This window comes from Streptomyces sp. Je 1-4 4N24 (assembly GCF_026239515.1).
Lineage (GTDB): Bacteria > Actinomycetota > Actinomycetes > Streptomycetales > Streptomycetaceae > Streptomyces > Streptomyces nigrescens.
On sequence record NZ_CP110836.1, the window covers coordinates 1,709,343 to 1,722,625 of the forward strand.

General features: G+C 72.5%; 10 protein-coding genes. 4 read left to right on the forward strand and 6 right to left on the reverse strand.

The window, feature by feature from the left end:
• Window positions 1-194: 194 nt before the first annotated feature.
• Window positions 195-1,079, forward strand: coding sequence for an ABC transporter substrate-binding protein (locus SLV14N_RS07210; protein WP_263268623.1), 885 nt, complete (start codon window positions 195-197; stop codon window positions 1,077-1,079).
• Window positions 1,080-1,225: 146 nt separating this feature from the next.
• Here SLV14N_RS07210 and SLV14N_RS07215 read toward each other — a convergent pair whose 3' ends face one another.
• The 4 genes from SLV14N_RS07215 to ggt form a co-directional block, all read right to left on the reverse strand.
• Entirely contained in the window at window positions 1,226-2,542 is a 1,317-nt protein-coding gene (locus tag SLV14N_RS07215; protein ID WP_208680265.1) for an aspartate aminotransferase family protein, read from the reverse strand.
• Window positions 2,539-3,381 (reverse strand): nitrilase-related carbon-nitrogen hydrolase, encoded by an 843-nt coding sequence (locus SLV14N_RS07220; RefSeq protein WP_263268624.1) that lies wholly within the window; start codon window positions 3,379-3,381, stop codon window positions 2,539-2,541. The genes SLV14N_RS07215 and SLV14N_RS07220 overlap by 4 nt, the downstream gene beginning before the upstream one ends.
• A 406-nt stretch (window positions 3,382-3,787) precedes the next feature.
• The gene (locus tag SLV14N_RS07225; RefSeq protein WP_263268625.1) at window positions 3,788-5,275 is read right to left on the reverse strand and encodes an amidase; all 1,488 of its coding nucleotides are present in this window, start codon (window positions 5,273-5,275) and stop codon (window positions 3,788-3,790) included.
• 172 nt (window positions 5,276-5,447) lie between these two features.
• Complete coding sequence (gene ggt / locus SLV14N_RS07230; RefSeq protein WP_263268626.1) at window positions 5,448-7,331, reverse strand: gamma-glutamyltransferase; 1,884 nt, start codon at window positions 7,329-7,331, stop codon at window positions 5,448-5,450.
• Window positions 7,332-7,559: 228 nt separating this feature from the next.
• On the opposite strand from ggt, the gene SLV14N_RS07235 reads away from it, so the two are divergent.
• Window positions 7,560-8,303 carry a hypothetical protein gene (locus SLV14N_RS07235; RefSeq protein ID WP_263268627.1) on the forward strand — a complete coding sequence of 248 codons (744 nt, stop codon included), beginning with the start codon at window positions 7,560-7,562 and terminating at the stop codon, window positions 8,301-8,303.
• Window positions 8,304-8,376: 73 nt separating this feature from the next.
• Here SLV14N_RS07235 and SLV14N_RS07240 read toward each other — a convergent pair whose 3' ends face one another.
• The gene (locus tag SLV14N_RS07240) at window positions 8,377-10,308 is read right to left on the reverse strand and encodes an APC family permease (protein ID WP_263268628.1); all 1,932 of its coding nucleotides are present in this window, start codon (window positions 10,306-10,308) and stop codon (window positions 8,377-8,379) included.
• Between the two features lie 195 nt (window positions 10,309-10,503).
• Here SLV14N_RS07240 and SLV14N_RS07245 point away from each other — a divergent pair, with 195 nt between their 5' ends.
• Complete coding sequence (locus tag SLV14N_RS07245; RefSeq protein ID WP_208680270.1) at window positions 10,504-11,379, forward strand: polysaccharide deacetylase family protein; 876 nt, start codon at window positions 10,504-10,506, stop codon at window positions 11,377-11,379.
• Between the two features lie 246 nt (window positions 11,380-11,625).
• Here the strand turns inward: SLV14N_RS07245 and SLV14N_RS07250 are convergent, their stop codons facing one another.
• Window positions 11,626-12,363: an SDR family oxidoreductase gene (locus tag SLV14N_RS07250; protein ID WP_263268630.1), complete on the reverse strand. Its 738-nt coding sequence runs from the start codon at window positions 12,361-12,363 to the stop codon at window positions 11,626-11,628.
• Between the two features lie 216 nt (window positions 12,364-12,579).
• On the opposite strand from SLV14N_RS07250, the gene SLV14N_RS07255 reads away from it, so the two are divergent.
• On the forward strand, window positions 12,580-13,218 hold the full coding sequence (locus SLV14N_RS07255; protein ID WP_263268631.1) for a bifunctional 2-polyprenyl-6-hydroxyphenol methylase/3-demethylubiquinol 3-O-methyltransferase UbiG: 639 nt from the start codon (window positions 12,580-12,582) through the stop codon (window positions 13,216-13,218).
• Window positions 13,219-13,283: the final 65 nt, after the last annotated feature.

The following is a 13,283-nucleotide window of genomic DNA, read 5'->3' on the forward strand; positions in this document are numbered from 1 at the left end:
GTTAATCAGCGGAGACGTTCGTGTTGCACCGATGATCAGCTGGACGGTTCAACGCGGGGCGCGGGAGCGGTGGGCGCGGCGGTCGCGGGAGGGGTGCGGGAGTGGTGCGATGGGCAGATATCCGCCGACACCGGCGGGCGAACCCTGCGGGCGGCCCGGCATTCTGACGGACGGATCGGAAAGGCGGCGGGTTCATGGAGCAGAGCACACCGTGGGAGTTCTCCGACGACCGGGGGCGCCTGGCGGTGGCCGGTGACCGGCCGCTTCGGATCGTGACGTACATACAGGCGGGGGCGACGCTGTGGGACCACGGCATACGCCCCGTGGGGCTCTTCGGGTCCCAGCACGACGGCGCCGCCCCCGACCCCGCCAAAGGCGGTGAGCTGCCGCTCGCGGAGATCCCCTATCTCGGCTCGGGCGGCGCGCTGCACCCGGACACCCTGCTGGAGGCGCGCCCGGACCTCGTGGTGGCCGTGACCTATGACGGCGAGCAGGTCTACGGGCTGGAGCCGAAGACCGCCCTGGAGCTGGAGGCTCATGTCCCGGTCGCCACCGTCGCGGTGGGCCCCGGCCGGAGCCTGGCCGAGGTGCGCGAACGGTTCGCGGCGCTCGCCGGCTCGCTCGGCCAGGGCGAACCACTCGTCCGTGCACGGGAGTTGGACGCAGCGGAGGACACTCTGCGGCAGGCGACCGGCGGGGCGGTACGGCCTCGGGCGCTGGCGCTGTCACCCGCGGGCCCGGAGCGGGTGCATCTGGCCCGGCCCAGCTCCTGGCCGGATCTGCGGGCGCTGACCGAACACGGCGTGGGACTGCTGCAGCCGGCCGCGGGGGCCGGGATGAACTGGTCCACCGTCGGCTGGGCGGAGGCCGCGGCGATGGACCCGGACATCGTGCTGATGGACGTACGGGCCAACGCCGCCCGGCCCGAACAGCTCCGGTCCGACGCCCACTGGCGCGCGATCGAGGCCCGGTCCCGGCTGCTGCCGTGGAACCCGGAGGCCCCGTGCAGCCGGCGCGCCCACACGCGCTTCTTCACCCTGGTGGCCGACACGGTGCGCGAGGCCGCCGGGACCGCATAAGGCCTTCCGGGGCCGGGCTTGCCCTCCCTGCGCCGTCCGTCCGGGCCCGCGTCGTCCGGCACGGCACACCCCTCTCCCCCACGGACGCCGGCCGTGGGCAGGCGGGGGGCTCGCGCCCGACGAAGCCCCCGCCCCCGCCGTGTTCCCTATGCCGGGGCCGCCAGCCGCCCCTGCGCCGTCCGCAGTGCGTCCGCCAGCAGATCCGCGCCCTCTTCCGCCTCGGCGACGGTCAGCGTCATCGGGGGCGCGATGCGCAGCGAGGCGCCGCCCTGGCCGCCCTTGCCGATCAGCAGACCGCGCTCGCGGGCGGCCTCCAGAACCAGGGAGGCGGCCTCCGGCGAGCGCTCGTCGGTGCCCGGGCGGACCAGTTCGATGCCGATCATCAGGCCGCGGCCGCGCACTTCCCGTACGAGATCGAGGCCGGCCGCGACCGCCCGCAGCCGCTCGATGAGCAGACCGCCGACCCGCCGGGCGTTGCCCTGGAGATCGTGTTCAAGGAGGTAGCCGAGGTTGGCCAGGCCCGCGGCCATGGTGACCGGGCTGCCGCCGAAGGTGGAGATGGAGTTCGCGGAGAGCGAGTTCATCACCTCGGCGCGGGCCACCACCCCGCCGATGGACATGCCGTTGCCGATGCCCTTGGCGAAGGTCAGCATGTCGGGCGGGCCGTTGTCGGCGTGCGCCTGCCAGCCCCAGAAGTGGTCGCCGGTACGGCCCCAGCCGGTCTGCACCTCGTCGCTGATCCAGAGGATGCCGTGCCGGGCGAGCACCTCGCGGAACGCGGCGTACAGACCGTCCGGCGGCATGGTGAAGCCGCCGACGCCCTGGACCGGTTCGGCGATCAGCGCGGCGACCCCGCCCGCGGTCTGCTGGAGCATGTCCTCCAGGTCGTCGACGCAGGCCGCGATGTACGCGCCGTCGCTCAGCTCGGCGTACGGGCCGCGGCTGCGCACCCCGCCATGGACGTACAGCGTCTGGAGGGGCGAGAGGCTGGTGGGCGACCAGCTCTGGTTGCCGGTGATGCCGACGGTGGAGAAGGACCGGCCGTGGTAGCTGTTGCGCATCGCCAGGATCTGGTTGGAGCGGCGGTGCGTGGTGGCCAGCAGCAGGGCCGCGTCATTGGCCTCCGTACCGGAGGTGGTGAAGAAGACCCGGGCGTCGGGGATGCCGGAGAGCGCCGCGATCCGCTCCGCCAGGTCGACCATGGGCCGGGAGAGGTAGAGCGTCGAGGTGTGGATGATGCGGCCGGCCTGGTCGCTGACGGCCTTGGTCACCTCGGGCAGCGCATGCGCCGTCATGGTGGTGAGGATGCCGCCGAAGAAGTCGAGATAGCGGTTGCCCTCGGCGTCCCAGACGTGGCGGCCCTCGCCATGGGTGAGTTCGAGGGGCCGCTCGTAGTAGAGGCTGAGCCAGGAGGGCAGGACGGCCTGGTGGCGGGCGTGCAGGCTCGCGGGGTCGTGGGTCACGGCTGCACCAGCCCGTCGTACGCGTCGGGGCGGCGGTCGCGGTAGAAGGCCCACTGCTGGCGGACCTCGTCGATGAGGGAGAAGTCCAGGTCCCGGATGACCAGTTCCTCCTTGGAGTCGCTGGCGACGTCGCCGACGAACTGTCCCCGGGGGTCGACGAAGTAGCTGGTGCCGTAGAAGTCGTTGTCGCCGTACTCCTCGACGCCGACCCGGTTGATCGCCGCGATGAAGTACTCGTTGGCGACCGCGGCCGCGGGCTGCTCCAGCTGCCAGAGGTAGGCGGACAGGCCGCGGGAGGTGGCGGAGGGGTTGTAGACCAGCTGAGCGCCGTTGAGGCCCAACTGCCGCCAGCCTTCGGGGAAGTGACGGTCGTAGCAGATGTAGACGCCGACCTTGCCGACGGCGGTGTCGAAGACCGGCCAGCCGGCGTTCCCCGGCTTGAAGTAGTACTTCTCCCAGAAGCCCTTGACCTGCGGAATGTGGTGCTTGCGATAGCTGCCCAGGACCGTACCGTCGGCGTCGATGACGGCCGCGGTGTTGTAGTAGAAGCCGGACTGTTCGACCTCGAAGACGGGAACGACGATGACCATGCCGGTCTCGCGGGCCAGGTCCTGCATCCGCCGGACGGTCGGGCCGTCGGGCACCGGCTCGGCCCAGCGGTAGTGCTCGGGCTCCTGGACCTGGCAGAAGTACGGAGCGTTGAAGACTTCCTGGAAGCCGATCACCTTCGCGCCCTGCGCGGCCGCCGCTCTGGCGTACTCCTCATGCTTCGCGATCATCGATTCGGTGTCGCCGGTCCAGGTCGCCTGGACCAGTGCGGCACGCACAACATCGGCCATGAGCTGCTCCTTTGTCGATGCGTTCAGCCCTGCAGCCCGCGCGGGATCTACGCGTGTGGAGGTGACCGTAGGCCCCGTCACGCACCGTGGCAAGACCATCTCTCGCGTGGCGCGACCCGGCAACCCGGTCCGGTTCGACAGGCAAACTCGCAAGTTTGCCTGTCATTCTCCTACGCCGGCGGTATGCCCGAAAAGGACCACGAACGTCTCGCGACGGAGCTGGGCGCCACCGTCTCCATGAGCGGGACCGCGACCGCGGAAGGCGCCACGGAAGGCGCTACGGCCCAGGCCAGGGACGCGCCGGGCGGTTCCGGCGAGCCCGCCGGCCCCCGGCGGCTCAGGGACGGACGCCCCGGCGGCTCAGGGACGGACGCCCTGGCGGCTCAGGGGCGGCCGCCCCCGCAGCTCAGGGCCGGACCCCGTCATACGGCACCGGATGTCCGGCCGGCCGCCGCTCGTGCCAGCGCAGATCGTCCTGGAGCTGGGCGGCCAGCGAGATCAGCTGCGGCTCGCCGTGGGCCGGGCCGAGCAGCTGGGCGCCCAGCGGCAGACCGTCCGTGCTGAACCCGGCGGGGACGCTCACCCCCGGCCAGCCGAGGACGTTCCACGGCCAGGCGTACGGGCAGGCGGCGATCATGGCCTGATCCGTACGCCAGCCGCTGAGTTTGGCGAGGGTGCCGATGCGGGGCGGCGGGGTGGCCGTGGTCGGTGTCAGCAGGACGTCGTAGGGGCCGAACAGTGCGCCGATCCGCCGCTGTTGGCGCCGCTCGACGGCGCGCGCCCGGCGCAGTACGGGCCCGCCGAGCAGCCGGCCCATCCGGGCCGCCTCCCGCGTACGGCGGTCCAGGAGCGAGCGGTCGGGGACCCGCTCCGCCCACTCCCCCACCCCGGCCGTGGCGCGCGGCACGAAGGCCAGCCCGACCAGCCCGTAGTCCGGCTCCGCCTCCTCGACGAAGTGCCCGAGGCGGGCCAGCGTCCGGGCCACACCGGTCACCGCGGCCCGGACGTCGGGGTGCAGCGGCTTGGGCGTGAAGGTGAAGGCCGCCTTCCAGGACAGCGCGATCCGCAGCCGTCCCGGGTCGCGGCCGGCGGCCTCGTGGGCCGCGATGGCAGGCGGCCGGTGCAGATCGCCGTCGTGGTTGCCGCTGGCCACGTCCAGCAGCAGCGCCGCGTCCTCGACCGTACGGGCCAGCGGTCCGATACTGGTGATCCCCTGGAAGGCCTCGGGGTCCGGCCAGGTGGAGATGCGGCCGCGCTGGGGTTTGATGCCGACGAGATGGGACCAGGCGGCGGGGATACGGACCGAGCCGGCGCCGTCGGTGCCGAGGGCGGCGGGGACCAGCCCGGCCGCGACCGCGGCGGCCGAACCGCCGGACGAGCCGCCCGGGGTGTGGGCGAGGTTCCACGGGTTGCAGGTGTTGCCGAAGGCCGGGCCCTCGGTGAACGGCCACTGTCCCAGTTCGCAGGCGTTGGTCTTGCCGACGATGACGGCGCCGGCCGCGCGCAGCCGGCGGACGACCTCGGCGTCGCGCTCCTTGGGCGGGAACTCTCCGGCGCAGCCGAAGGCAGTCGGCTCCCCCGCCACATCGGTGTCGTCCTTGACCGCGACCGGCACTCCGAGCAGCGGCAGCCGCTCCCCGGCCGCCAGCCTGCGGTCCGCCTCCGCGGCCTCGGCCATCGCCGCCTCGGCCCGCACCCGCCGGAAGGCGTTGACGGTGCCCTGGGTGGCCTCGATGCGCTCCAGCGACCGCCGTACCAGCGCGGTCGAGGTCACCCGGCCCTCGGCGAGCGCCCGCGCCTGCTCGGCGAGGCCTTCCAACTCGCCTGCCGTGGCACCGATGTGCCGGGCCGGGACCTGCCCGGTCTCGCTGTCCTGGCTCTCGTCAACGCTCACGCTGCGTGCCCTCCCTGGGACCGCTCATTCGAACGAACGGTCCCAGGAGGCTAATCGCCACCGCCTTGGCCATCAACGACGCCGCGCGGAGCGGAACATCGACGACACACGGACGGCACACAGCGGTCCGTCCGTGTCGGCGGTGTGACATCCGGCTCCCGTGCCGCGGGCGTTATGACCGGTGCACGACCCTCGCCGAGCCGCCGCCGCGCCGTACCTTTTCGGCCGCGGCCAGCCAGCGGCCGTCCGGCAGTCGCTGGACGCCGGTCGTCGCGCCGATCTCCGGGTTCTCCTTGAAGGCATGTCCGATCGCTTCGAGTTGCCGGCGGAGCGGGCTGTTCCACAGGCCGGGTTCGAGCTCGGTCCGGGCCGCGTTGCGCTGGCTGGCACGCGGGGCGGCGATGGCGTCGACCAGCGGCATTCCGCGGTCGAGGTGGTTGACCAGGGTCTGCAGCACGGTGGTGATGATGGTCGCGCCGCCGGGCGAGCCGAGCGCCACCACCGGCCGGCCGTGCCGCAGCACGATCGTCGGCGACATCGACGAGCGCGGCCGCTTGCCGGGACCGGGCAGGTTCGGGTCACTCCACTTCGTTCCGTCTTTGCTCCTTTCCGAGTCCTTGGATGCAAAGCGCACGGAGGCGCCGGCGGGCGCGAAGGAGAAGTCGGTGAGCTCGTTGTTGAGCAGGAAGCCACGGTGCGGGACGACGATGCCGCTGCCGCCGGTCTGCTCGATGGTCAGGGTGTAGGCGACGACATTGCCCCACTTGTCGGCGACGGTCAGATGGGTGGTGTTCTCCCCCTCGTACGTCGTCGGCGCGGCCCGTCCGCCCGTACCGCAGCGCTCGGGGTGGCGCGGGTCGCCGGGCGCGAGCGGGCTGGTCAGTGCCTTGTTGTCGTGGATGAGGCAGGCACGGTCATCGGCGAACCGCTGGGAGGTCAGGCCCTTGGTCGGGACGTCCTCCTGCGCCGGGTCGCCGACCCAGCGGCCGCGGTCGGCGAAGGCGATCCGGGCCGCCTCGATGAAGCGGTGCAGGTACTGCTTCTCGCTCAGCCGGGAGACCTCGCTCTTCTCCAGGATGTTGAGCGCCTCGGCGACGCTGGTGCCGCCGGAGGAGGACGGCGCCATGCCGTAGACGTCGAGCCCGCGGTAGGCGGTGTGGGTCGGCGCCTGGCTCAGGACCCGGTAGGCCCGTAGATCGCCCGCGGTCAGATCGCCGGGCCGTACCGTGCGCGGGGAGCCGGCGCGCACCGGCGGCTTGCGGACGGTGCGGACGATGTCCCGGCCGAGCGCCCCGTCGTAGAGCGCACCGACGCCCTTCGTCGCCAACTCCCGGTACGTACGGGCCAGGTCGGGGTTCTTCATCGTGGAGCCGACCACCGGGAGCTTGCCGCCGGGCAGGTAGAGGCGGGCGGACGCCGGGAAGTCGCGGAAGCGCGCCTCGTTGTCCGCGGTCTGCCGGCGGAAGGTCTCGTCGACCGTGAAGCCGCCCGCGGCCAGCCGCTGTGCGGGGCGCAGGACCTGGTGCAGGGACCGGCTGCCCCATTTGCGCAGGGCGGTGTCCCAGGTGGCGGCGGTGCCCGGGGTGCCGACGCTCAGCCCGCTGGTGACGACGTCGTCGAACGGGAGCGGGGTGCCGTTCTCCAGGAAGAGGTCCTTGCCGGCGGAGCGCGGGGCCGTCTCCCGGCCGTCGAGGGTACGTATGGTCCTGGACCGGGCGTCGTAGGAGACGAAGTAGCCGCCGCCCCCGATGCCCGCGGAGTAGGGCTCGGTGACGCCGAGGGCGGCGGCGGTGGCGACCGCGGCGTCGACGGCGTTGCCGCCCTTCTTGAGCACCGAGATACCGGCGGCCGAGGCATCCGGGTCGACGCTGGAGACGGCCCCGCCGTGGCCGACGGCGACCGGAGTCTTCTCCGGTGTGACGGTGGTGGCGCGGTCCCGTTCCGCGGGGGCGGGCCGCGCGGGCGCGGCGGATCCGGCGGCGGCCGGGACCGCCACCAGGGAGCCGGCCAGCGCGGCGGCCGCTCCCAGGACGGTGAGGCGTCGGGCTCTGGTCATACCGGGGTTTCCTCCAAGAGGGTGCGCGGGGTCGGCAGAGGCCCGGAGCCTACTCGCGGCAACACCGCGCCGACAGAGGGCATTTCGGGCACGGGGCCCCGGTGGCGGCCGGGATCAGCTGCCCGTTTCCGTACGGATCAGGTATGCCCGTACGGACCGGGACAAGCCGTCCCAGCCGCCCGCCCCGCCCTCGAACGCCCACCCGGAATGCCGCTACGCTCCCCGCCCATGGACGACACCCTGCTGCTCCTGACCGTGGCGGCCGCGGCCCTGATCGTGGGCCTGGCCGCCGGCTGGGCCGTGCAATCCGCGGTGGCCCGCCGGAAGCTGACCCGTGAGCAAGGCTTCTTCGGGCTGCCGGGCGGTTCGGAGTGCGTACTGGTCACCCACCGGGACAGCGCCTCGGCCCACTGGAGCATCCCGCGCCATGACGCGCTGGCGCTGCTGGGGCTGGCCGCGGTGATCGAGAACTGCGGTGCGCACCCCGAGGTCGCCCCGCACGACACCGGTCTCCAGGGCTTCGGGGCGCGCACCGAGTTCTGTGTCGGCGACCCGACCGCGCACCGCCGGCTGGCGGCCCATCTGGCGAATCTGCTGCCGGGTGTCGCGGTGCACCCCGGTGACGAGTCCGGCGCGGGCCGGGGCACGTTCACCATCGGCGGCACGGCGTACCGGGTGGAGCCCGGCGCCGTCGAATATGTCCTGCTGGCCCGGCTGACCGCCGGGGAGGGCGACCGCCCGGTGTTCCTGGCGGCCGGCCAGCGCCCGGTCACCCACCGGGCCGCGGTCCGTCATCTCGTCCGCAACCGGGCCCGGCTGGCTCGGAAGCACGGCACCGATGGCCAGTTCTGTCTGCTGCTGAAGGTGGTCAACTCGCAGGCGTACGGGCCCGATGTCGTGGAGCTGGTCGCGGATGTCACCAAGGCCGCGCTCACGGCCGCGGAGCCGAAGGGGCACCGGGCGGCGGCCTGAGCCCGGCGGGGCGGCGCGCCGGCCCCCGGCGTGTGAAGCACCCGGTCCGGACGCGCCCGACGCGGCCCTCCCCCTATGTCTCCCCCTGCTCCTTGCCGTACGGAAGCCGATAGGGCACGTTGACCACCGTCACGCCCGGTGTGAACAGCAGCCGGGCCTTCAGCCGCAGTGCGCTCTGGTTGTGCAGCGGCTGCTCCCACCAGCGTCCGACGACGTATTCGGGGATGACGACCGTGACGGCGCCGCCCGGATACCGCGCACAGACGTCCAGGAGGTAGTCGATCACCGGCCGGGTGAAGTCCCGGTAGGGCGAGCTGAGCACCTGGAGCGGTACGTCGATGTCATGGGCGTCCCACTGCGCGCGCAGCTCCCGCACATCGCCGGGCTCGACCGCGACGGTCAGCGCCTCCAGCGAGGTGGGACGCATCGCGCGGGCATAGCCGAGGGCCTTGAGGGTCGGCGCGTGCAGGGAGTTGACCAGCACCCGCACATGGTTCCCGGCCGGTTCCCAGGGCCGGGCGTCAGGGGCGACCGCCAACTCCCGTCCGAGGCGCCCGTAGTGCTGGTGGATCCCGCGCATCCCCAGGAACAGCAGCGGCATGGCGATCACCACGATCCAGGCGCCGTGCAGGAACTTGGTGATCAGGACGATGACCAGGACCACCCCGGTGAGCACCGCGCCGACCGCGTTGATCGCCTGGGAGCGCCGGTGCCGGGCCCGCTCCCGTGACGGCAGCCCCGGCGCGGCGAGGACGGTCCGCCAGTGCCGGACCATGCCCGTCTGGGAGAGCGTGAAGGAGACGAAGACGCCGATGATGTAGAGCTGGATGAGGCGGGTGAGCTCCGCGTCGAACAGGATGATCAGCCCGATCGCGGCCAGCGCGAGCAGGACGATGCCGTTGGAGAAGACCAGCCGGTCCCCGCGGTTGTGCAGCTGCCGGGGCACGAACCCGTCCTCGGCGAGGATCGACGCCAGCATCGGGAAGCCGTTGAAGGCGGTGTTGGCGGCGAGGATCAGCACCCCGGCAGTGAAGGCCTGCAGCAGATAGAAGAGCGTGTCGAGGTCGCCGAAGGTGGCCCGGGCGATCTGGGCGAGCGCGGTGGAGGTCGGGGTGTCCGGCGGCAGCCCGAGTTCGGTGGGCTGCACCGCGACATGCACGTCGTACAGCATGGCCAGGATCGTGATCCCGCCGAACATGGTGACCGAGAAGAACCCCATGACCAGCAGCGTGTTGGCGGCGTTGCGGCTCTTCGGCCGGCGGAAGGCGGGCACTCCGTTGCTGATCGCCTCGACACCGGTCAGCGCGGTGCAGCCGGAGGCGAAGGCACGCATCGCCAGCAGGACCAGCGCCAGACCCGTGTAGGGCGAGACGGGGTGCAGCGGCAGGTCCGCGGACTCGGCGCGGATCTGCGCGCCGGTGGCCATCCGTACGGCCGCGAACACGAACATCAGGTAGATGAAGAAGACGAACCCATAGGTGGGAACGGCGAAGACCCGGCCCGATTCCCGTACCCCGCGCAGATTCATCAGGACCAGCAGTGCCACGAACCCGACGGACAGCGCCACGTCATGGCCGCCGAGGGACGGGATCGCGGAGGTGATCGCGGCGACGCCGGAGACCACGGACACCGCGACGGTCAGCACATAGTCCACCAGCAGCGCGCTGGCCGCGGTGAGCGCCGCGTTCCGCCCGAGGTTCTGGGCGCTGACCCGGTACGCCCCGCCGCCGCTGGGATACGCGTAACAGGTCTGCCGGTAGGACGCCACGACCGTGACCAGCACGAGCACGATGGCGGCCGCGGCGTACCAGGTCAGGTGGAGCAGCGCGATCCCGCCGAGGCCGACGACCAGCAGGATTTCCTCGGTGGCATAGGCGACCGAGGACAGCGGGTCACTGCAGAAGATCGGTAGCGCCAGTCGCTTCGGCAGCAGCGTCTCACCGAGCCGCGCACTGTCCAGCGGACGGCCCACCATCATCCGCTTCGGCCTGAAGAATTGGCTCATAGGCGGACAAACTAAGGGCCGTCCGGCAGTGGGAGAGGGAGGCTCGCGGGCCCACACCGCATCGCGGCCGGCGCCCCGGCGCCCCCCGGTGGCGGCTGCCGGACGGCCCGCGGGTGCGGGCCGATCGGGTACGGAACCCGCCCGCCCCGGTGTCGCTCCCATGTCCGCCGGAGGCCGCGTGAGAGCACGTGAGGGGTGGATTCCGATAGGCATACGAACACCCGGCGGAAGTTCCTGCAGGCCGCGGTCGTGGTCGGTGCGCTCTCCGCCGCCCGGGTCCTGTTCTCCTCCGACGGCGGCGCTCCGGAGACCGGTCCGCGGCCGTCGGCCCCAATGCGTCCGACGCAGCCACCTGCCACCTCGGCCGGGCCGCCGCTGCCCGCCGAGTACGCCGGTCCGGCGAGTGCCCCGGGCCCGTTCCGGCTCCGCCCGATGGCCGGCGAGACCTCCCGCTCCGGGCCCGGCGCCTCACCCCCGCACCCCAATGTCGCCTTCCGTCTGTCCACCGACCGCCGGGAAATCTTCCTCACGTTCGACGACGGGCCGCACCCCGCCCACACCCCCGAAATCCTGCGGATCCTGCGCCGCCACGACATCCGCGCCACGTTCTTCGTCATCGGCGAGAACGCCCTGGAGTTCCCTGACCTGCTGCGCGCCCTCGCCGACGATGGCCATGCCGTCGCCAACCACACCTGGTCCCATCCGCTGCTCACCACGCTGCCGCCGGGTGCCGTCCGCAGCGAACTCGGCCGCACCAGCGACCTGATCGAGGACGTCCTCGGCACCGCTCCCGACCTCGCCCGCGCTCCGTACGGCGACTGGGACGAGCCCTCGCTGAGCATCTGCAACGCCCTGGGCATGTCCCCCGTCGGCTGGGCGGTCGACTCGCAGGACTGGACCACCCCCGGGGCCGAGACCATCGCCTACACCGTCCTGGACGAGATGCACCCCGGGGCGATCGTGCTGTCGCACGACGGCGGCGGCGAGCGCAGCCAGACCGTCGAGGCACTGGACTGGTATCTGCCGCGGCTGCTGGACGACGGCTATCGTCCGATCCGTATCGAGCCCTGACGAGGGACTTGCGCGGGGCGGCGGGTCCGGTCACGGGCGAGAGCGGTCACCAGGTGGCCGAAAACCGACTCAATGGTTTATCGTTCAATTGGAAGCGGGTGCCGACCCGACGGCGCCGCACGGCCCTCGCCGGGAAGCCGGCCCACCGCCGCTCGGCAGCAGGCCCGGAGGCCACCGCCGTCGCCGCCCGCGCCCCCCGAAACCGCCCCGGCCGAATTCCCCCGTTCGGCCGGGGCTTCCCCGTTCTCAGCGCAGATGCGACGCCCCGTTGACGTCCAGCACCGTCCCGGAGGACCAGAGCGCCTCGGGCGAGGCGAGGTAGTGGACGGCGGACGCCACGTCCCGGGGCGCGGCGACCCGGCCGAACGGGCTCTGCTGCTGCACGTCCTCCGTGATACGGTCCGCGACCCGCTCGGTCGCCACGAATCCCGGAGCCACGGAGGCCACACCGATGCCGTACGGCGCCAGGTGGACCGCCAGCGACTGGCCCATCGCATGCAGCGCCGCCTTGGACGCGCCGTACGCCGGGTGATCCGGTTCACCGCGGAACGCGCCCCGCGACCCGATGTTGACGATCCGCCCCTCCACCTCCCGCTCGATCATGTTCCGCGCCGCGCAGTAGCTGATGTGCGCCGCCCCCAGCAGATTCACGTCCACGACCTGCCGCCAGGCGTGCTGCCAGTCCTCGAACGAGGTGCGGTCCAGGGGGTGCGCCACATTCGCGGCCGCGTTGTTGACGAGCACATCGACGCCGCCCAGCCCGTCCACGGCCGCGTCGACCAGCGCCGCCGCCCCCTCGGGCGTACTCACATCCCCCTGCACCAGCACATGCCCGCTCCCCGCCAGCCCCGCGAACGCCGCCTCAGCGGACGCCCGACGCGACGCGTAATGCAGCGCGACCCGGTCCCCGTGCTCGGCGAAGATCTCGGCCACCGCCCGCCCGATCCCCCGCGACGCCCCGGTCACCAGCACCGCCCGGCTCATCGGGCAACCCCCGCCCCGGCCCACGCACCACGGCAACAGCCGGAACGCCCAAGGGACATACCGCGCTCAACAGACGCCCAGGAATGGTTCATCAACAGATCGTCCTTACCTCGTGCCGTGCCACAAGTGATCGTAAGGAATCGTAAGGAGCCGCAGGGGAACAGGCGTGAGCGGATGATCCTGGTGGGGCCGCCGGCAGGGACCTAGGGTCGGTGGATGCCTTTTGACCACAACGACCACTACCACCGTCTGCTGTTACGGCACCTGCCGCGCGACTGCCGCACCGCCCTCGACGTCGGGTGCGGGACCGGCCGGTTCGCGCGCCGGCTGGCCGGGCTGGGGCTCGATGTCCATGCGGTCGATCCGTCCGCCGAAGTCCTCGCACAGGCCCGTGCCGCGGACGGGGAGACCGCGGACGGGGGCGGGCTGCCCCGCTATGAGCACGCGGACATCACCCGGCTGGAACTGCCCGAGGGCCACTACGGGTTCATCTCCTGCCTGGCGAGCCTCCATCACATGCCGTTCGACACGGTCACCGCTCTGCGCAAGGCCCTCGCGCCGGGCGGAGTGCTGGTCGTCCTGGGCTGCTATCAGGAGAAGTCGCCGGCCGACTGGGGCTGGGGGCTGGCCGCCGCGCCGGTGAATGCGGGGATCAGGCTCGCCGTCGGCGCCTCGGAAAGGCTCCGTCCGTCCGGTACGGCTCCGGTGAAACCACCCGTCGCACCGCCGGGCATGCCGCTGCCCCGCATCCGCCGGGAGGCCGCCGCGCTGCTCCCCGGCTGCCGGATCCGCCGGCTGCTCTTCTGGCGCTATCTGCTGGTGTTCCGCAAGGAACCGCTCCCCACCGGCGCTTGAGGCCGGTGACGCACCCGTTCGGCCGACACCCGTATTCCCCGGTGGGCATGCCGTGGCGGCGGAAC

What these genes read in the sequence shown, in the direction of transcription:
- SLV14N_RS07210 (WP_263268623.1), top strand. Translation starts at nt 195, where the DNA reads ATGGAGCAGAGCACACCGTGGGAGTTCTCCGACGACCGGGGGCGCCTG.
- SLV14N_RS07220 (WP_263268624.1), bottom strand. Translation starts at nt 3,381, where the DNA reads ATGGCCGATGTTGTGCGTGCCGCACTGGTCCAGGCGACCTGGACCGGC.
- ggt (WP_263268626.1), bottom strand. Translation starts at nt 7,331, where the DNA reads ATGACCAGAGCCCGACGCCTCACCGTCCTGGGAGCGGCCGCCGCGCTG.
- SLV14N_RS07235 (WP_263268627.1), top strand. Translation starts at nt 7,560, where the DNA reads ATGGACGACACCCTGCTGCTCCTGACCGTGGCGGCCGCGGCCCTGATC.
- SLV14N_RS07240 (WP_263268628.1), bottom strand. Translation starts at nt 10,308, where the DNA reads ATGAGCCAATTCTTCAGGCCGAAGCGGATGATGGTGGGCCGTCCGCTG.
- SLV14N_RS07250 (WP_263268630.1), bottom strand. Translation starts at nt 12,363, where the DNA reads ATGAGCCGGGCGGTGCTGGTGACCGGGGCGTCGCGGGGGATCGGGCGG.
- SLV14N_RS07255 (WP_263268631.1), top strand. Translation starts at nt 12,580, where the DNA reads ATGCCTTTTGACCACAACGACCACTACCACCGTCTGCTGTTACGGCAC.